Source organism: Streptococcus oralis (assembly GCF_003942875.1).
Classification (GTDB): domain Bacteria; phylum Bacillota; class Bacilli; order Lactobacillales; family Streptococcaceae; genus Streptococcus; species Streptococcus oralis_BX.
The window spans coordinates 15254-35505 of record NZ_RMVK01000002.1; the positions used below are offsets into that span (position 1 = coordinate 15254).

Annotated in this window: 15 protein-coding genes; 6 read left to right on the forward strand and 9 right to left on the reverse strand. The window is 37.6% G+C overall.

What is annotated here, in order from left to right; translation table 11 throughout:
* The gene (pbp3, locus tag D8844_RS02195) at positions 1–1242 is read right to left on the reverse strand and encodes a D-alanyl-D-alanine carboxypeptidase PBP3 (RefSeq protein ID WP_049477499.1); all 1242 of its coding nucleotides are present in this window, start codon (positions 1240–1242) and stop codon (positions 1–3) included.
* 104 nt (positions 1243–1346) lie between these two features.
* Between pbp3 and D8844_RS02200 the strand changes: the two genes are divergently transcribed.
* The 5 genes from D8844_RS02200 to ffh all read left to right on the forward strand — a co-directional run bounded on the left by D8844_RS02200 (position 1347) and on the right by ffh (position 6187).
* The gene (locus D8844_RS02200) at positions 1347–2468 is read left to right on the forward strand and encodes an AI-2E family transporter (protein WP_000489829.1); all 1122 of its coding nucleotides are present in this window, start codon (positions 1347–1349) and stop codon (positions 2466–2468) included.
* Between the two features lie 235 nt (positions 2469–2703).
* Entirely contained in the window at positions 2704–3900 is a 1197-nt protein-coding gene (gene tuf / locus D8844_RS02205) for an elongation factor Tu (protein ID WP_001040720.1), read from the forward strand.
* A 145-nt stretch (positions 3901–4045) separates the two neighbouring features.
* On the forward strand, positions 4046–4378 hold the full coding sequence (locus tag D8844_RS02210; protein ID WP_000402066.1) for a putative DNA-binding protein: 333 nt from the start codon (positions 4046–4048) through the stop codon (positions 4376–4378).
* A gap of 2 nt (positions 4379–4380) precedes the next feature.
* Positions 4381–4596, forward strand: a complete 216-nt coding sequence (locus tag D8844_RS10570) for a hypothetical protein (protein WP_042902340.1) — start codon at positions 4381–4383, stop codon at positions 4594–4596.
* 19 nt (positions 4597–4615) lie between these two features.
* The gene (ffh, locus tag D8844_RS02220; protein WP_000863609.1) at positions 4616–6187 is read left to right on the forward strand and encodes a signal recognition particle protein; all 1572 of its coding nucleotides are present in this window, start codon (positions 4616–4618) and stop codon (positions 6185–6187) included.
* An 82-nt stretch (positions 6188–6269) separates the two neighbouring features.
* On the opposite strand, the gene D8844_RS02225 is transcribed toward ffh, so the two are convergent.
* The 8 genes from D8844_RS02225 to relB form a co-directional block, all read right to left on the reverse strand.
* Positions 6270–7268: a sensor histidine kinase gene (locus D8844_RS02225; protein WP_038806155.1), complete on the reverse strand. Its 999-nt coding sequence runs from the start codon at positions 7266–7268 to the stop codon at positions 6270–6272.
* Entirely contained in the window at positions 7258–7941 is a 684-nt protein-coding gene (locus tag D8844_RS02230) for a response regulator transcription factor (RefSeq protein WP_049479013.1), read from the reverse strand. The genes D8844_RS02225 and D8844_RS02230 overlap by 11 nt, the downstream gene beginning before the upstream one ends.
* A 32-nt stretch (positions 7942–7973) precedes the next feature.
* A complete protein-coding gene (locus tag D8844_RS02235) occupies positions 7974–10028 on the reverse strand; it encodes an FtsX-like permease family protein (RefSeq protein ID WP_049479014.1) in 2055 nt (684 codons plus the stop codon).
* Positions 10018–10791 carry an ABC transporter ATP-binding protein gene (locus D8844_RS02240; protein WP_049479015.1) on the reverse strand — a complete coding sequence of 258 codons (774 nt, stop codon included), beginning with the start codon at positions 10789–10791 and terminating at the stop codon, positions 10018–10020. The genes D8844_RS02235 and D8844_RS02240 overlap by 11 nt, the downstream gene beginning before the upstream one ends.
* Before the next feature lie 343 nt (positions 10792–11134).
* The gene (locus D8844_RS02245) at positions 11135–12373 is read right to left on the reverse strand and encodes a tyrosine-type recombinase/integrase (RefSeq protein ID WP_125421583.1); all 1239 of its coding nucleotides are present in this window, start codon (positions 12371–12373) and stop codon (positions 11135–11137) included.
* The gene (locus D8844_RS02250) at positions 12373–12567 is read right to left on the reverse strand and encodes a DUF3173 domain-containing protein (protein WP_125421586.1); all 195 of its coding nucleotides are present in this window, start codon (positions 12565–12567) and stop codon (positions 12373–12375) included. Before D8844_RS02250 ends, D8844_RS02245 begins: the two co-directional genes overlap by 1 nt.
* 264 nt (positions 12568–12831) lie before the next feature.
* Complete coding sequence (locus tag D8844_RS02255) at positions 12832–14286, reverse strand: hypothetical protein (RefSeq protein ID WP_125421589.1); 1455 nt, start codon at positions 14284–14286, stop codon at positions 12832–12834.
* A gap of 372 nt (positions 14287–14658) precedes the next feature.
* Positions 14659–14967: a type II toxin-antitoxin system RelB family anti-toxin gene (gene relB, locus D8844_RS02260; RefSeq protein ID WP_125421594.1), complete on the reverse strand. Its 309-nt coding sequence runs from the start codon at positions 14965–14967 to the stop codon at positions 14659–14661.
* A 182-nt stretch (positions 14968–15149) separates the two neighbouring features.
* Between relB and D8844_RS02265 the strand changes: the two genes are divergently transcribed.
* Positions 15150–20165 carry an SEC10/PgrA surface exclusion domain-containing protein gene (locus D8844_RS02265; RefSeq protein WP_185757657.1) on the forward strand — a complete coding sequence of 1672 codons (5016 nt, stop codon included), beginning with the start codon at positions 15150–15152 and terminating at the stop codon, positions 20163–20165.
* Positions 20166–20252: the final 87 nt, after the last annotated feature.

Consider the following 20252-nt stretch of genomic DNA (forward strand, 5'->3'; position numbering starts at 1 on the left):
TTATAGTTTTTCATTGATGAAGCGGATAAATTGATTCCACCAAACCTTCAAAAAGAAGGCTTTTTCTACTTTCTTTTCAGAAACCATTTCAAAAGATGGTTTGTCGGAAGTGAGATAGCCCTGGCCAATCAAATCCTGATCATCATAGGTTAGAGTACCAACAACCTTGCCTTCTTCTAATGGAGCCATTTCTGATGTTGATTTCGGTGTGAATTGGAGAGCTGGTGTAGTACCGCTTCCGATGCGTTGGACGATGGAAATGTCTGACTTAGCGACAGCTGTCACATTATCTTCTTTACCATCCAGAACTGTTACTTTACTATCATTGTATGCTTCACCTTTCTGAACGACAGTTTTTAAGGCAAAGTTTGCAGAAATATAATCTAAAAGTGCAGAAGTTGCGGTAAAACGCGCATAAGGGTTGGTATCTTGTTGATCTGCATTTAAAACAACTGTAATAATACGCATCCCTTTCTCAACAGTTGTTCCCACGAATGAAGCACCAGCTTTATCAGTAGTACCTGTCTTTAGTCCATCAATACCACCACGATAGGCAGGCATTCCTTCCAACATATAGTTGGTTGAGTGGATTTCAAGTCCTGCAAAGGTAGAAGTTGGCTTTTTGGTGATTTCCAAAACTTGAGGATAATCTCGGATGAGGTTACGAGCGACGATTGCAACATCGTAGGCACTCAACTTGTTTTCATCGTCTTTTTTAGAACCAGGATAGATATTATCGCCAAGTGTCTCATTATTTAAACCAGTTGTGTTTACAATAGTTGCATCTTGAATTCCCCATTCAAGAAGTTTAGCCCTCATTTTGTCTACAAAGTCTTTCTCAGAACCAGCAATCTTTTCTGCTAGTGCAATCGCAGCACTGTTCGCGCTGGATACCATTGTAGCCTCTAATAGTTGTTCAACAGTATAATTTCGAGCTTCCATAGGGACGTTACTCGCCTCAGAATTAGTTGTAAGTTTGTAAGGATAGTCCGAAATATCAACAGGTGTAGATAGGCTGATAGTTCCTTGTTCCAGAGCTTCATAGACCAAATAAACTGTAACCAGTTTTGTAATAGAAGCAATTTCTACAGGTTGATTTGCATCTTTTTCATAGAGGATTTTTCCAGTTGTAGCCTCGACAGCAATAGCATGTTTAGCAGCAACATCAAACTCCTGAGCAGAAACGGTAGAAGCTGTTCCAAAAACAAAAAGTGTCATAAAAGATAAAATTATTTTTTTCATATTAGCTTTATTTTATCATAAAGAAAAAAAATATTCTCGCTTTTTTACTAAAGCCATCTTATCTTTTTCAGAAATATGGTAAAATAGAGAGAAGGAGGATACCTATGTTCCGTAGAAACAAATTATTTTTTTGGACAGCTGAAATTTTATTATTAACACTGATTTTCTATCTTTGGAGAGAAATGGGTGCCATCATTACTCCCTTCGTGACGGTTGTGAATACCATCATGATTCCATTTTTGCTTGGTGGATTTTTCTACTACATTACAAATCCAGTCGTTACTTTCTTAGAAAAGAGATGTAAGATCAATCGTCTAATTGGTGTCTTGGTCACTCTTTGTGCCTTGATTGGTGCTATCGTTGTAGGGGTCGTTTATCTCTTGCCGATTTTGATTAATCAGTTGACCAGCTTGATTATTTCTAGTCAAAACATCTATAGTAGACTACAAGATTTGATCATCGATTTGTCCATGAATCCAGTCTTCCAAAATATTGATATTCAACAAACAATTCAACAACTGAATCTCTCCTATGTGGATATCCTCCAGAATATCCTGAATAGCGTCAGCAACAGTTTAGGAAGCGTTCTTTCAGCCTTGTTTAGTACAGTTCTTATTCTCATTATGACCCCTGTATTCTTGATTTATTTCTTGTTGGATGGTCATAAGTTGCTACCAATGTTGGAACGTACCGTCTTAAAACATGACAAATTGAATCTTTCTAGCCTTTTAACCAATCTCAATACAACCATAGCGCGCTATATCAGTGGAATTGCGATTGATGCGGTTATTATTGGATGTTTAGCCTATATTGGCTATAGCGTTATCGGATTAAAGTACGCCCTAGTTTTTGCTATTTTCTCTGGAATCGCAAATTTGATTCCTTATGTTGGTCCAAGTATTGGCTTAATTCCAATGGTGATTGCCAATGTGTTCACGGATCCTCATCGTATGTTGATTGCGGTTGCTTATATGCTTATTATTCAGCAGATTGACGGAAATGTTCTCTATCCACGTATCGTTGGAGGGGTTATGAAAGTACACCCGATTACAATCTTGGTGCTCCTCTTACTGTCAAGTAATATCTATGGTGTCATAGGAATGGTCGTAGCAGTACCTACTTACTCTATTTTTAAAGAAATTACTAAGTTCCTAGCGAAATTATATGAAAACCATAAAGAAGCTCATAAAGAAGCTAAGGAATTGGAAAAAACAGAATCAAATTAAAATCAGGGAAACCTGATTTTTTTGATGAAAATACTATCTTCCAAACAAAATAAGTTTGAATTCATATTGCCATAAAGAAGCAGAAGAACAGGATTTGATAAGATTTAGATTAATTCACAAAATATGTGTAAAACACTTGCAATTTAGCAGAAATTTGATAAAATAGTAAGGAAAGTTAGACTGTATTGCCTACTGTCTATCTATAAAATATATTTTATTGGAGGCTTTTACTCAAATGGCAAAAGAAAAATACGATCGTAGTAAACCACACGTTAACATTGGTACTATCGGACACGTTGACCACGGTAAAACTACTTTGACTGCAGCTATCACAACTGTATTGGCACGTCGCTTGCCTTCAGCAGTTAACCAACCTAAAGACTATGCGTCTATCGATGCTGCTCCAGAAGAACGCGAACGCGGTATCACTATCAACACTGCGCACGTTGAGTACGAAACTGAAAAACGTCACTACGCTCACATCGACGCTCCAGGACACGCGGACTACGTTAAAAACATGATCACTGGTGCCGCTCAAATGGACGGAGCTATCCTTGTAGTAGCTTCAACTGACGGACCAATGCCACAAACTCGTGAGCACATCCTTCTTTCACGTCAGGTTGGTGTTAAACACCTTATCGTCTTCATGAACAAAATTGACTTGGTAGACGACGAAGAATTGCTTGAATTGGTTGAAATGGAAATCCGTGACCTCTTGTCAGAATACGACTTCCCAGGTGACGATCTTCCAGTTATCCAAGGTTCAGCTCTTAAAGCTCTTGAAGGTGACTCTAAATACGAAGACATCATCATGGAATTGATGAACACTGTTGATGAGTACATCCCAGAACCAGAACGTGATACTGAAAAACCATTGCTTCTTCCAGTCGAAGACGTATTCTCAATCACTGGACGTGGTACAGTTGCTTCAGGACGTATCGACCGTGGTACTGTTCGTGTCAACGACGAAATCGAAATCGTTGGTATCAAAGAAGAAACTCAAAAAGCAGTTGTTACTGGTGTTGAAATGTTCCGTAAACAACTTGACGAAGGTCTTGCTGGAGATAACGTAGGTGTCCTTCTTCGTGGTGTTCAACGTGACGAAATCGAACGTGGACAAGTTATCGCTAAACCAGGTTCAATCAACCCACACACTAAATTCAAAGGTGAAGTCTACATCCTTACTAAAGAAGAAGGTGGACGTCACACTCCATTCTTCAACAACTACCGTCCACAATTCTACTTCCGTACTACTGACGTTACAGGTTCAATCGAACTTCCTGCAGGTACTGAAATGGTAATGCCTGGTGATAACGTGACTATCGACGTTGAGTTGATCCACCCAATCGCCGTAGAACAAGGTACTACATTCTCTATCCGTGAGGGTGGACGTACTGTTGGTTCAGGTATGGTTACAGAAATCGAAGCTTAATTCGAGATTAAGTTCCCAGAAGAACAATTATTTAAGTCAGACACTAAAAGAATCTTGCTTTGCAAGGTTCTTTTTTCTTCTTCTTACTCTATTTGAAGTGCTTCTACTCTAGCAGTATAATCGTTTTTTTGGTATAATAAAAGTTATGGAAATCGAAAAAACCAATCGTATGAACGCCCTTTTTGAATTTTATGCGGCGCTTTTGACAGACAAGCAGATGAACTATATTGAACTCTATTATGCTGATGATTACAGTCTTGCTGAGATTGCTGAAGAGTTCGGTGTCAGTCGTCAGGCTGTCTACGACAATATCAAGCGGACGGAAAAGATTCTAGAAGATTATGAGATGAAATTGCACATGTATTCGGACTACATTGTCCGCAGTCAGATTTTTGACCAGATCTTAGAGCGTTATCCCAAGGATGACTTTCTGCAGGAGCAGATAGAAATTTTAACAAGTATTGATAATAGAGAATAAGTATGGGGAGTATAGTCATCTACAAAGGTATACCCTGTAAACTATTAGCTGCTGAGACTCCTTTTCCCACAAGGCTACAAATCCTCTCGTCTGACTCTATATCTCGAGCTCTTCAAGAGGGATTTAGCTGTTGGGGATATCCAAATGAGATAATGAAAGAAGTCACTCCAGAAGAACTTGTTTGTTTACAAGATTTTGGACGTTTTCCACCGAATTAATGAAACATAGGAGAAAAAAATGGCATTTGAAAGTTTAACAGAACGTTTACAGAACGTCTTTAAAAATCTACGTAAAAAAGGAAAAATTTCTGAAGCTGATGTCCAGGAAGCGACCAAAGAGATTCGTTTGGCCTTGCTGGAAGCCGACGTTGCCTTGCCTGTTGTAAAGGACTTTATCAAGAAGGTTCGTGAACGTGCAGTCGGGCACGAGGTCATTGATACCCTCAATCCAGCCCAACAGATTATCAAAATCGTTGATGAGGAATTGACAGCTGTTTTAGGTTCTGATACGGCAGAGATTATCAAGTCACCTAAAATTCCAACCATTATCATGATGGTTGGTTTGCAGGGGGCTGGTAAAACAACATTTGCTGGTAAGCTGGCTAATAAACTCAAGAAGGAAGAAAATGCTCGTCCTTTGATGATTGCGGCAGATATTTATCGTCCAGCAGCCATCGATCAGTTGAAAACACTTGGACAACAAATCGATGTCCCTGTTTTTGCACTTGGAACAGAAGTGCCAGCTGTTGAGATTGTTCGCCAAGGTTTGGAGCAAGCCCAGGCCAATCACAACGATTATGTCTTGATTGATACGGCAGGTCGATTGCAGATTGATGAGCTCTTGATGAACGAGCTTCGTGACGTTAAGGCCTTAGCCCAACCAAACGAAATCCTGCTCGTCATTGATGCCATGATTGGTCAGGAAGCGGCTAATGTTGCCCGTGAATTCAATGCTCAGTTAGAAGTGACTGGTGTTATTCTTACCAAAATTGATGGGGATACTCGTGGTGGTGCAGCTTTGTCTGTTCGTCACATCACTGGAAAACCTATCAAGTTCACTGGTACGGGTGAAAAAATTACAGATATTGAAACCTTCCACCCAGACCGTATGTCAAGCCGTATCCTTGGTATGGGGGATATGCTGACCTTGATCGAGAAAGCTTCTCAGGAATACGATGAGCAAAAAGCTCTTGAAATGGCTGAGAAGATGCGCGAAAACACCTTTGATTTCAATGATTTCATTGATCAATTGGATCAGGTGCAAAATATGGGACCAATGGAAGACTTGCTCAAGATGATTCCAGGTATGGCCAACAATCCAGCACTTCAAAACATGAAGGTGGACGAGCGTCAGATTGCGCGTAAACGTGCCATTGTATCTTCCATGACACCCGAAGAGCGTGAAAATCCTGATTTGTTAAATCCTAGTCGTCGCCGTCGTATCGCTGCTGGTTCTGGAAATACCTTTGTTGAAGTCAATAAATTTATCAAGGACTTTAATCAGGCTAAACAGCTCATGCAAGGTGTCATGTCTGGGGATATGAACAAGATGATGAAGCAAATGGGAATCAATCCAAATAATCTTCCAAAAAATATGCCAAATATGGGAGGGATGGATATGTCTGCCCTTGAAGGCATGATGGGACAAGGTGGAATGCCGGATATGTCAGGTCTCGGAGGAGCAGGCATGCCAGATATGAGCCAGATGTTTGGTGGCGGACTCAAAGGTAAAATCGGCGAATTTGCCATGAAACAGTCTATGAAACGCATGGCCAACAAAATGAAAAAAGCGAAGAAAAAACGTAAATAAAAAAGGAAAGCAGAAGTGCTTTCCTTTTTGGTATAAAATATGTGCTTTCTATGATTAGGCAATTTTCTTAATTGAAAAATGACTAAATAGAAAGAGAGATTTCAAAGCCTTGCATCCATTCGGATTTTACTGTGATTTCGATTTTTAAAGCATCTGCTAATTGTTTGACCAGATATAGGCCCATGCCTGTTGATTTTTTCCTTGTCTCTCCTGAATCACCTGTAAAACCTTTCTCAAAGATATGAGGTAAGTCACAAGCTTTAACTCCGCAGCCATTATCCCTAATAATCAGACTTGTACGTCCCTTGTCTTTTGATATATAAATATTGAGTTCGGGTTTGTCGGAGCTATATTTAATGGAGTTGGCTAGGATTTGAGAGAGGATAAATTCAAAACTGCGTTGATCGGTGTAGCAGATTCCTTGTATGTTTTCTACCTTAATCGTAAATTTCTTTTCTTTGAGCAAGGGATCAAAGTTTTCCAAAAGATCTTGGATACACTCTTCTAGGTCAAGGTATTCAAATAGAAAATCATTTTTCTCACTTTTCACCCTGTAGTAGAATAGGATCTGTGATACATTTTCTTGGATTTGCTTTTTCACATAGTCCAACTTAAAAGCTGTATCCTCAGGCAACTGGTCGCTTTGATTGTCCAAAAGGAGGGAAAGAAGCGACAGAGGGAGTTTAATCTCATGCGCCCATTTTTCAACATAGTCCTCATACTCGGCTAGTAATGAGTTGAGTTTTCCTATTTCAGCCTGCTTTTGATAAAGTGTATCTGCTATTTTTTCAATGCTTTCTTTTTCTGAGGCACTTGATAAATGCAATAATTCAAGCTCAGTATCCGTCTTGGGATTGGCTATGAAGGCTTTATAGGCAGATGATTTTTTTCTTTCTGTTTTTATAAGTAAGAATGATAGGATGAAAAAAAGCAGGACGGTGGCTAAAATATAGAGAAGGATGAGGGCTTGAAACATTCTCACATCTGAAAGCCAAAGCAGGACAGCTGTAAATAGATCAAATGCTAAGAGAACAAGTAACCAAGGCAGATAACTAGCTAGATATTTTAGATTATGTTTCATCTGGACTTACCTCTTCAAGCTTGTAACCAATACCTCTGACGGACTTGACTTGAAGGGCAATGCCAGCCTGTTTCATCACCTTTTTTAGCCTTGCAATGTTTACTTGTAGGGCATTTTCATCGATGAACTCAGTTGTATTCCACAGTTTCATACTTAGTTCTTCTTTTGTGACGACAGGAGCATTAGTAACCAATAAGGTTTCTAACAATTTCCCTTGATTTTGGGGGAGTAAAATCGAGTGTCCATTGATATAAAGGGTATAGGTCTGTCTATCCAGCAGAAAATTATCTTTTTCAAGCAAATTTTGTCTACCTTCATAGCGTTTCAAGATGTTTTCTATACGAGCCAAGAATCTTTCTTTCTTGAAAGGTTTTGTTAAGTACTCGTCAGCCCCTAATTTTAGGGCGTAAATCTCATCTTTTAGTTGTTCACGGGAGGTGAGAACCAATATGGGCACAGAGCGTTTGGATTTGAGATTTTTACAAATTTGAAAACCAGTTTCTCCTGGTAAATTCAAATCCAGTATGATTAGATCCGTATCGTATTGCAGCACTTGTTGGCTTGTATCTTTGAAGTCAGTCAACTTATCAACTTGATAATTCGCTTTCTCTAACAAGATGACAATTTCATCTCGAATCAAGGCCTCATCCTCAATAACCAGGATATGCTTCATATTGGTTCCTCCTTTTCCTATTTTATTCTATCTTATTCATCTCTTTTGGGTTCCATTAAGGACAACAAGTATTTGTTGCTATTTTTCTTTACAATTCTGATATAGATGACTTCAAAACCTGCTAAGAGCAGTACTATCAGCATGGCTGTGATAAATTTCTGCCCCATGACCATTCTTGCACTGGCTGGTACTATTCCTGTGAGGAGGGAGCCCACTCCGAAGCTACTACTGATAAGTGCAAGGGCTATTGGCAGACCGAAATACCAATTGATTTGCTTTTCTGAAGATTTACAAAGAGTTTCGTAGTTGGCTCCGAGATGGATCAAGGTTTGGTATCGTCTGTAGGATTGTCTTTGTCCCATCAAAAACTGAACGCCAATGATTGTATTTGCCACAACAAGGAAGATGATAGCCAGATAGATAGTGATATAGCTGGCAGAGATAATGTAAAATAATTGTCTTCCCATATTTTGTATATAGCTTTCATAGCCAAGAGAGGTTTGATCTAGCTTTTCATTCGTATCTGAGATAGCTCTCATCAAGCCTTTTTCTTTGACCAGCTCAGGAGCCAAGATACCGCTGACATAGTTCGAGTAGTGACCGTCTGTATAGTTCATAAAGACTTCATCTGGGACTATGAGGGCAACAGAGAGGGTGATTTCACGATCCGTTACAATCGGTAAAGACTCCACCTCTCCAATCAATTTCACCTCATTCCCCATGACGTTGATTTGAGGCTTCGTCTTCAGAACAGAGTTGACGAGACTTTCATCTGGGAGAAAATCTTTCCCCATATACAAGTAGGCTTCCTTGCTAGTTAATTCTAGAGGAGGGAGATTGGCAGCCTTTCTAAGTTCATTGTATTCGGAAACTGGTATGAGGTGGGAAGTAGTAGACTGTTTAAATCTTTGGAGCAAAATTTCCATGTTCTTGCTGCCTTTTTGCTTTTTCAACTCCTTGATGATCTCTTCGAAGGACACGGACTCGTGTTCTTTCGGTTTGCCTACTTTAATTTGCAGAATCTTTGAAAACTGTGATGCTAGTCCAGCAGCTTCAAGCTCTTTTTTAACTGTATTCACATCAAGATTTTCATCTGTATCCTGCTTGCTATTTCTAAATGTATAATCCAATACGTGGGTTTGATTGCCTAAATTGCCACTTGAAATAGCAACACCTGCTCCAAAGAGGCACAAGGCAGAGAAGATTAAGAGGGAGCAGATGGCCAGTATAGTTGAGCGCTGGATAACTAATTCCTGAATCTGTCTAAAATTATAGGCATGAAGTTTTCGATTGCTTCCAAGCTTAACCAAAAAGTCTATAAATAAACGCATACCAAAGAAGAGGAGGATAGTTCCTAGAGTCCCCAAGAAAACAGTGATGCCCATGGTTATGACACTCTCCCAAGCTCGTCCACTCATACCCATGTAATAGGCTGTTCCAAGAAGTAAAATCCCTAGGACGGAAGCAAGAAGGTACACACCCTTGGGGAGTAGTTTCTTCATTCCAGAGGGTGAATAGGCAAGCAGGTTTCCGATTTCCTTATTGGCTGTTTTTGCACTTAAAAGAACAAAAACAGCTAATTTTACGGCTAGGAAGCCGATGACTGTATAGAGTAGAGCTGTAGTAGATAGAGAAAATTGATGCTCAATAATTCCTAGTCCCACAATTTTAGCGGTTATTAGGCTGATTAGTTCTGAAATCAAGATTGAAATTGGAAGACCTACTCCAAGGGCAAGGACACTGTTTCTCAAATCCTCAAGGAGGAGTAGCAAGAACAGTTTGGTTCTTCGCATGCCTAATGTGAGATACACACCAAATTCATGTTTTCTTCTTTCCATCTGCATACTGCTTGCGAAGTAGACTAGAAAAAAGAGAATAAAGAGCGTTGCTACGTAAAGAATCGGAATCATGCTAAAGAGTTTATTTACAGCGTCACTTTCTATTTGTTTTAGAAAGATCATCACATCTTGATGTGACAAAGAAAGGATGATGTAAAAGGAGATAATAGAAAGAACCATGGAACTGAAGTACAAGCCATTATTTTTTCGATCTCTCTTGCTATTTCTTGAGACTAATTTAGAAAACATTGCCATCACCTCCAGCTAGGGCTGCCATGACCTTTAGTATTCTGTGGTAAAAATCTTCCTGACTTTCTCTTGGATAATCGCGTCGGATTTCATGGAATAGTTTTCCGTCTTGGATGAACAAGATGCGGTTGCAAAAGCTGGCTGCGACTGAATCGTGTGTCACCATGAGAATGGTGGTTTCTTCCACTTGATTCATTTCAGCTAATTTTTGCATCAAAATGGTCGCATTTTTTGAATCCAAAGCTCCTGTGGGCTCATCTGCAAATACAATCTTAGGGTCTAAAATCAAAGCACGCGCAGCAGCTACCCTTTGCCGTTGACCACCTGATAATTGAGAAGGGAACTTATCCAGGAGTTCAGAAATATCTAGATATTGGGAGAGCAATTCTAATCGAACCTTGCTTTCGTTGGCATCGACCTTGTGCAAAGACAAGGGGAGTAAAATATTTTCTTTGGCTGTCAGATTGTCCAAAAGCTCAAAATTTTGAAAGAGGTAACCAATTTCCTTGCCACGATAATCAGCTAACTGGTTCCCTTTTAACTGACCTAAATCTTTTTCTTGCATTTGAATGGAGCCGTCAGTTGGTTTGATGATAGTAGCGAGACAGTTAAGAAGGGTTGTTTTCCCAGAACCACTGCTCCCCATAATCCCTAAGAATTCACCTTTGACAACTTGAAAAGATATACCGTTCAAGGCTTTGGTGATATTCGGATCTTTTCCATAATGCTTTTTTAATGATTCTACTCGTAAAATGGTTTCCATGTGAAACACCTCCATCTTTTGTTACTTTCATTATAATATGAATCAGAGTAGAATAACACTTACGGATGATGTAAGAAATCTTTATCATTAGGTTATTGGATCTATACTTACTATATTATAGCATGGTTTCAGGGATTTAAAAAGGGGTGTTGAGAGTCGAGAAATTTTCTTAATATTGAAATTATAAAAAATAATACTACTGTAGTCCATGCTCCAGCAGTATTATTTATTATTTTATAGAAAATTCTATTCCCACTCAACGGTTGCAGACTCCTTGGGAATCGCTATATAATAGGCTTTTTAAGGAGTTAGTAATTCTTTGGTGGGGTTTTTGGTGGGAATGTTATTTTAAAATTGATTGGTTCCCGTTGAAATGTACTAAGCTAGAAGATGGAAAAGAAACATTAATAATTCCTACCATTTCATTAGTGATAACTTCATCAGCACCATCCCATAGATGTGAGTAGTGTTTCAAGGTGACTTCAGGAGAAGAGTGTCCTAAACGTTTTGATAGAATAAGTACAGAAACATTTAATTCATTAATTAACAGTGAGGCATGGCTGTGGCGGAGACCCTTTGCTTGGATAGGTTTTACGTGAGCAATCTTGGCGTACCTTTTAATAATTCTTGAGATTGTAGATTTCAACATAGGTAAGCCATCGTATGAAAAGATAAAATCGTTCTCGTGTCCTAGTCCAATCTTTTTTTGAGCTTCACGCCATTTTTTTAACACATCAATAGTATCTTTATCTAAACTAATCATCCTTCGCCCTTCTTTAGTTTTCGAATACGAATTACGTGTCCATTCTTTTTTGTTTTTAACAATAAGCATATGATGAACTCGTAGGCGTTGCTTATCAAAGTCAACATCATTCCATTGAAGGGCACAACCTTCATTTACACGTACGCCAGTCATGAAATATACCCAAATCATCACGAAGTTTAAATGTTCATATACATCTTCAATGTAAATTTGCGAAATAACAGCTTCAAATTCGCTCTTAGTCCAATATGGGACATTACTTTTTCCTTTAGGAATTGCATTAGATTGCTTAGAAATGTTTTTTTCCACATATCCCATTTGCAAAGCATAGTCCAATGATTTCCTAAACATGCCAAAGATGAGGCTAGCATATCCTTGTGAATATCCGGCACCACCCTCATCTTGACTAGTCAGTAACCATGTTCGAAACATCTGGACTTGTTCGAGTGTAATCGAACGAAGTGTAGTGTCACCAAAACGATCACAAAGCTGTAAAAGATTTTTCTCTCGAACTGAAAATGTGCTGTGCTCAACTGTTGTTCTATAATATGGAATATAATGTTCTTCCATAAATTGTCGATATTTCATCCGGTAGTTAGAATAACCTTGAGATTGTTGATATCCATATCTCAGCCGAGTTAATTCCTTATTTGCTTCTGCAGCTGAATTAAATGGATTTCCGTGTTGATCTACCCTTGATTTCTTTCGTATACGTTTCCCCGTAACTCTATCTTTACCAAATTCGGTTTGAATAAAAAATTTACCGTCTTTGTCTGTATAGACTCCAGGAAATTTAGTTTTCTGTTGATTTTTTGGCATTATTCCTCCTTGTGAAGTGAAACACCCAAAATTTCTTCAACAGCAGCGGTTGGGACATGCCCTAAACGTCGATTATTATAAAAGGCATATCCCTTTTGTACCATAATTTGCTTAGCTTGTCTAATAATTGAAATGGCAGTATAGGGATTGTAACCCATTTTAATTAAATCTTCTTTGTTCATTGTTTGTTTCATAATTAATAATCCTCTTGAAATTTCTAAATTTTATTGCGATAATAGAAGTAGGTAATAGATATTATTACTAGTATATTTTGAGTTTGTTTCTGACACCGACCAAAGTTTAGAAACAAGCTCTTTTTTATTTTTATTTAAAGTAACTTTCATATCCTTATCCTTTTGAAAATATTTGAATAGTAGTTGCGGTACATTTTTATAAATGTTCCTTGATATATCAACGTTTTTTGACACTGAAAAATAAATTTGCTATTAAAATAACTGCTAAATTTTTATTCCATCTCTAAATCTTTTTAAGATTCGTTTCAACATTTTATCTTCAAGTTTTTCTTTTGTATTTTCTGTAATTGTTTCATTGAAAATTTTATTTCGTTTTTCTAAAGAGTATGTTTTTAGTGGAAAAGTTTTATAAAAAGTTGTTGAAGGTTTTCTACGAGTGCCTAAACCATATTTTTTGGATTCTTCTAGTGAATGGAACATTACTCTTATTATTTCTAGAACTAGCCAACTTGTCATTTTTCCTAATTCATGTTTTGTTCCAGTATTTACTTCTTGGTATTGGAACCTTTTTAGGATTCTTCTTTTAGTCTCACCCTTATTTGTTTTTAAAAATCCTATTGGAAGAAATGCAATGATATCTTCATCAATTAAATCTGATACTGTGGTATTTGATAACTGATCATGAATAAATAATAAAAGTTCCGTTGTATAAAATTGTGGATTAGATTTCTTATAAATTTTCTTTAACATCTTTTCACATTTTATAGTTGCATCTATGATTATCTCTATATATCGAAAAACACCATCAGATATTAGAATCTCTAAATATTGAATAATCATTTCATCAGTTAATTGTGCTAAGTAATGGGAGTATAATTGCTCAGCTATCCTACTGCTAGTTAATTCGATTTCATATCTAAAGACCTCTAAATTTTTTAACGATGAATTTGTTTTACGGACTTGTTTGTTCTTTTTTGCTTTCTCAATTTTGTTATAAAAGATGTGTTTTTCTTTCTTATTAATCTCAATCGATACCATCGAAAACTTATCTGTATTTTTACTTGTTCTATGATTTTTTAAATCTATATTCTTTTCTTCTTCCGCAAGTGAACTTATTAATAATTGACGAGTTTGTAAAGATGGTAATTTATCAAAAGCAATTGTGAATGCTAATTCAATTTTCTTAAACCTAACAGAATTCGGATTATATTTGGTTTTAATCTTATAATCTCTTTCTAATTTATGTAATACCTCTTTTAATCTTAACTTAATCCCCTCAATGCCTGTAGTTTGAAAATTAGGAGAAGGACCGTTAAGTTGGATTGCAATATACCTCTTTCTGTAACCTACTTCTTTTAAGCTAATTGTCACTTTTCCTAAATCTACTGATTGAATTGTGATCTTAATTAATTCTCCTTGTGAGTTGTAATCTATAGATGCTGTGTCTTTAAATATTTGTTCATCAAAAACGTTAGGATCATAGGTTACTTTTGGGCTAAGAATTGAGACTACACAGTTATCAATACCCCAATAAGCTGGGGAAACTGAGAAACAAGATTTTATAAAATTTTCGTTTTGTTTCTGTGATTCCAGTAATTCTTTCTTCCTAAGTTCTCTATCTTCCTTTTGCCTTTCCTTTTCTTCTATTTCTTCACGAGACAAGGGAGGTCTCTTGACTACTTTACCATCTCGTTTATTTCTTTTAGGTCTTCTTACCATGTATATTCCTCCTTGTTGTTAAATCTGTAATGAAGATGTACTTCTAAAATGTAACTTTCTTTAAAATTAAACCTCCTTCTTTCTTATATTGGTTAGTATGCCATAAATCTTTCCAAAAACGCCTGTAAAAAAAAAAAATGGAAATTTTTTTTAAAAACAAAAAAAGCACTCAGTTTTGAGTGCTTCAAAAACGCGTCGTAACAAGGTTTTGAAGAAAAAAGTAGGTTCTTACCTACTTTAATTTTTTTAGTTTAGAACAAGAATGTTAAGAAAGAAATTAATACTTTCAGTACGATATTTTATTGATGTGACAAGGTTTTGAAGGAAAAAGTAAGTTTTTATCTACTTTATTAATTTTTAAAAAAATTTTTTTTATTCTTCATTTAAATTTAGGATGTTGAGAAAAAGATCAATAATTTCAGTACGATTTTTATTGAGTTGGATTTTTTCAATTAAAAGTTGAAGATTATCATCTGAAGTTTCAGAAAGCGGTCTAAAAAAATCAGAAGGATCTATATCCATGGCAGATAAAATTTTTAGTAGAGTATCGACAGATAAGTTTCTTCTATTGTTTTCAATTAAATTAATAAAAGGCAAGCTAAGATCACTTTTTTCGGCAAGCTCTTGCTGAGTTAGCTTTTTACTTAGTCGATATTCTCTGACTAATTCTCCAATTTTCATTCTAAAATTCTCCTTTTAATAATTGTATATATTTTTTGTTGATTTTTATATAAACAATAGTATTTTTATAACGTTATTTTATTTACAATAGTTAACAAAAATGGTATAATAAGGGCGTTTATAATATTATATGAAGGGCTTGGATTTGGGGCAGATACGCTTCAAATTTTATGTGGGCAAAAATGAATTCAAAAACAAGTAAAAATAATAAGAAAAAAATACCCCTTGCTCTGGCGGCAGGAGTTGCTTTAACAAGTTTTTCAACACTATCTGTACAAGCAGATGAACAAGTTGATGTAACATCAACGGACAATACAGTAGCTGAAGAAAAACATGTACAAAATTCGCCTACAACATCCATCCCTCAAGTTAAGGGTGTTGAAGTTTCAAATGGAACTGCTCTTGTGACCAAAACTCCAACTGAAGCTGTTGTTGAAGAAGCGAAAACAATTAAAGAACAAGCTGACCAAGCTGTTGAAGCTCAAACTCCTGTTGTTGAAGAAGCTAAGAAACAAGAAACTGCAATTGCTGGGGCAGAAGATAGTGCTAAACAAGCTCTTGAACAAGCTGAACAAAAGAAAAAGGCTGCAACTCCTGAAGCGATTGAAGGAACAAAAAATGCGATTGATGCTTCTAAGAAAGAAGTGACTACGCAAACAGAAAAAATTAATTCTTTGAAAAATCAACAAAATCAGATTCAAGGAAAGAAAAATGCACAAGAAGCTGTTGTTAAGGATGCTACGGAAGCTACAAACAATCAAGCTAAAAAGGTTGCTGGTGCAGAAAAGAAAGTTCAGAACGCTCAAGATGTCCTAAATGGAACTGGCGCTGACAAGGTTATCAAAGAAGAGAAAGATGCTAAGAAAGACCTAGAAGCTAAAAAAGCTATCGTGAAAGATGCTAAGAAAGCTCTTGAACAATCACAAGATGCGGATGCAAAAAAAGCTCGCAAACTGAATGATGTAAAAGAGCTTGAAGTAGGACAAAAGACTGCTTTTGACCAAGCGACTGACGCTCTTTCAAATGCAACTAAAGCTAACAACGAAGCTACATCTAAACGTAATGCCGCTAAACAAAACAGAGACAACGCCCAAGCTGTTCTTGATGGAACTGGCACAACAGCTATCCTAGATGAGCGTAAAAACGCACAATCTGATTTAGCTACTAAAGAAGCGACTCTTGCGGATGCTACTAAAACTTTAGATAATGCTAAAAATGCAGATGCTAAAAAGGCGGAGGATGTTGCTGAATTAGAAAAAGCGAAAACAGATGCAGAACGTACAAGTGCTTCTACCGCAAAAACTCTTCAAGATGCGACTGACGAAGCAAATGAAACTTCTTCTAAACTTGGTGTAGCCCAACAAAACAAGGATAATGCCCAAGCTGTTCTTGATGGAACTGGCACAAAAGCCATCCTAGATGAGCGTAACAATGCCAAGTCTGACTTAGCAACTAAAAAATCAGAGTTTGAAGATGCTACTACAAACTTGGACAATGCTAAACGTGCAGATGCGAAAAAAGCAGAACAAGTTGCTGAAGCTACAACTAGCCTAAAAGGAGCAACTGCAACACTAAAACAAGCAGAAGATACCTTCACTGATGCTCAAACTGCCGCAAACCAAGCTTCTGACGAGTTGAAGAATAAGAAAAAGGCTGAAAAAACAGCTCAAGAAGCTTTGGATGCTTCTAAAGGGAAAGTAGCTGGTGTTACAAATGAGCGTAACAATGCAAAATCTGACTTAGCAACCAAAGAAAATGCTCTTACAAATGCTACTACAAACTTGGAACGCGCAAAAGGCAAAGATGCTGAAAAAGCTGAACAACTTCGTTTGTTGGATGAAGCTAAAACTCAAGCTGAAGATGAAGAAGCTAAAACTAAAAGAGCTGAAACAAAAGCTCAAGGTGGCGCAAACCTCGCTTCAACTAATCTTCAAAACGCTACCGCAGATGAAAAAGAGGCAAAAGATAGCCTTGCTTCATCAGAAAGTCGCTTGGAAGGTGTTACAAACGAACGTGACGATGCTGAGACTGATTTAGCAACTAAGCAAACCAAAAAAGAGGATGCTGAACGCAAGTTAAAAGATGCAAAAAACACAGATGCTCAAAAACGTTCTGACATCCAAGAGTTACGCACTCTCAAAGGTCAACAAGAAGATACCAAGCGCACAACTGCTCAAGAATTGCTTGACGCAACAACTGCCGCTGAAAACGCTGAAAATGCGAAGAATGAAGCGGATAAAGCTGTTGATACTCTTGAGAAACAAATCGCTGCCATTAAGAACCTGACCATTCCTCAATTGCCACAAAATGTTATTGCGGCATACAAAACTTACTTGAGTGATGCTAGTGAAGCAAACAAACACGCCTTGAATAACGCTATTCAAGCATGGTACAAGGGTGGCAAATACGATTTTGGAAGTCGTCAATTCGGATGGTCTGACAGCTTAAAAACAACTGTATTTAAAGGTTGGACAAACAAAAATATTGTCCTACCAATTGACGACACAGTTGTAAATCTTGATAATCCAACAGATGAGCAAATTCAAGCTCTAAGTCATTATTACGCTCTTCTTGCAAATAACCTCCAAGACCAAATTTGGGGAACACATAACTTCATCGTTACTAAAGAGTCTGTTCAAGGAATTAAAAACATTGCCAAGAACTATGCCAATGAAAACAAACCTTACAACAGCGGACATAGCCACACAGCTTTAAACAACCACGGAGTAGAAGCTGTTAAATATAATGGCGAAGTAATGAACTACACAAACACATTGAGTAGCACTTCTCCTTTAGAAAAAGCTCCTGATACTGAAAAAACTCATAAAGCAACCATGTCTCAACTTTACCGTGAGGTTTATGATTCGGTTCTTGCGTTTATGACAAATGATATTCATGCTAATTTTGGGCACATGAAAGGAATGGTGGGGCGTGTTCAGCCAACCATTCAAAGTGCAGTTGGTGGTAACATTAGCTACACGAAAGATAACACAGGTCGGATGCACTTCGTTAAATTTGCAGGGAAAAACGCTCGTATTATCATCGAACGAGACCCAGAAACAGGTCAAAAAACAGAAACTTATGTGGATGAATATTACCAAAACGGTATTGCCAAACCACTTCCAACTCCATTTGACACCAGCAAGATGGAAGAAGACTTGGCGCAAGCTAAGAGAACTCAAACTTCTGCCCTTGCCACTCACAACAACGCCCAACGTCGTTTAAGTGCTGCTAAAGATGCAGATGCTACTGCAAAATCTGAACTTGAAACAACTACAAGTCGTCTCAACACCTTGTTGAATACACAAGATTTGACTCCTAATGCAGAGCGTGTTCTTAATACTGCTAAGTCAGAATTAAGCCGAGCTGAATTGCGCAATACAAACGCAAGCACTGCTTATAAAAATCTTACAAAAGAAATTGAAACTAAACGTGCAACTCACGAACAGGCAGAAAAAGCTTTATCTAAAGCAACTGTCGCAAATAAAGTTGCACAAGAAAGTCTTGAAAAAGCAACTACTGCACACTACAACGCTGTTAATAAACTAAACAGCATTAAGGATGCTATTAAGCGTACCAAAGCGATTAAGGATTTAACTCCTGATGCTCAAGCTAAGTTTGATACTGCTAAAGCAGAACATCAAGCCGCTGAAAAACGACTTGCAACTGCTGAGAAAGCTTTGACTGACCTTAATAACGAGATCAACACAAATAGTGATGCTCTCAACACAGCTAAGTCAGAATTGCGCCAAGCGGAACAAACTGACAAGGATGCACAAGCTACTCTCAAAGAAGCAACTTCTGTTAAGAACAATGCTTCTAAAGCACTTGATGCCGCAAAAGATGCTCTTTATAAAGCAAATGCGATTAAAGAGTTGACTCCTGAAGCTCAAGCTACATTTGACCAAGCAGAACTAGCCTACAATACAGCTAAAACTCGTTTGGAAAATGCGAAAACTGCCGTCAACAACCTAAACGCTGACCTTGCAGTGAAACGCCAAGCTTTGGCAGATGCCGTTCAAATTTTGAAAGACGCTGAAAAAGCTAACGATACTGCTCAAACTAAGAAAGCTAACGCAGAAAAAGCACACGTTAAAGCAACAAGCACGCTTTCAAACATCCAAAACGCTCTTGCTTCACTCCTTGCAATTAAGGATTTGACACCTGAAGCACAAGCCAAATTTGACCAAGCAACAGTAGAGTACAAGGCTGCTCAAACTCGCTTGAAAAATGCAGAAACAGCCGTTAAGAACCTGAACGCAGGATTGCAAGAAAAACGCCAAGCTTTGGCAGATGCTATTCAAAAGCTTGAAGAAGCTGAAGCTCTTGCGAAAGCGACACAAGCTGAATTGGAAGTAGCACAAGCTACTTATCAAAAAGCTGAGGATGAGCTTACAGCTACTCGCAAAGTGATTGCAGAGTTGGAGGCAACTAAGGACTTAACTCCTGATGCTCAAAAAGCTTATGACCAAGCTCTTGAAGCTGAAGCACTTGCAGAAAAACGCTTGTCAGATGCTAAATTGGCAGTTAAAAATCTAACTGCTGATGTGAAGACTAAACAAGAAGCTTTGGACAATGCGCAAGCTGAACTTGCACAAGAAGAAAAAGCTCTTGAAGCACTCAAAGCAAAACAAGCCGAAGAGGAAAAAGTTCTAGCAACTATTCAAGCTCAGCTAGACGACTTGAAAGCTCAAGAAGAAGCTGTTCGTGCAGAGATTGCTAAAATCGAAGACAGCATCAAAGAGATGGAAGGTCTTCTTGATAGCCTCATCCACGCTTCTGAAAACTACGAAGTTGCAAAAGATGAGTATGAAAAAGCTTTTGAGGCTCACCGCCTAGCTCTTCAAACTCTTGAAGCAGAACAAGCGAAACTAAACGCTCTCCTCCAAAACCAATTGGATGCCAAAGCTCAGTATGAGGCTGTTCTACTTGCTTATCAGAAGGCATATAATAAACCTCAAGAATCATTGAATCATAGACATGATTCTAAAGTAGAGAATATAGAACATAAACTGCTAACAGACAAACTTAGAACTGCTCTAAGTAATCCAGCTTATATCTATGTTGGAAATAAACCTAGATATGGTGTTAATACAACTTTACCAAATACAGGTTCAGAGAATAGTTTGTTCTTGATTGGCTTAGGAGCTATGTTCATGGGATTATTTGGAATAAAATTGCGGAGAAAAAGTGAGTAATATTAAGAGCAATCTATAAATATATTTATAGGCTGGAGGAAATAGAACCTTTTAAGGTAATCTACTTCAGCCTTTTAATTTAATAAT